Source organism: Acetomicrobium sp. S15 = DSM 107314 (assembly GCF_016125955.1).
Lineage (GTDB): Bacteria > Synergistota > Synergistia > Synergistales > Thermosynergistaceae > Thermosynergistes > Thermosynergistes pyruvativorans.
Window position 1 is genome coordinate 1 of the sequence record NZ_JADEVE010000013.1, and the last position, 339, is coordinate 339.

Consider the following 339-nt stretch of genomic DNA (forward strand, 5'->3'; position numbering starts at 1 on the left):
AGGTGACGAACCTGTTGCCTTTGGCGTTTAAACCCACCAATATACGCCCTCCCTCCGGGAGCCTGAAGGTCAGATGCGGCGGGGTGCTCTCGACCCTACGCCCGCGTTCCTTTTTGGCAACTTCCTCTAAAAACTGAATACGCTTGGGAAAAGAAGCTGCTCTGCCGGGATTTGCTCTTCTCACAAATAGAAAAATACCGTTAGCGCTAGCATATCAGCTGAGCCGCCTGGGAACTCGAATGAAGGGTAAGCGGTTCCCCCTTGTTCGTGGAGATGACGACGGCATCGTCATCGGGCACAATACCTATCAAAGCCACGGCGAGGATCTCAACTACATCG

Annotated in this window: 1 protein-coding gene; it reads right to left on the minus strand. The window is 53.4% G+C overall.

All coding sequences use genetic code 11. The annotated features are described in order from the left end of the window. A partial coding sequence (locus EZM41_RS13300; protein ID WP_232618815.1) for a hypothetical protein occupies positions 1-184 on the minus strand: 184 nt, incomplete at its 3' end. Positions 185-339: the final 155 nt, after the last annotated feature.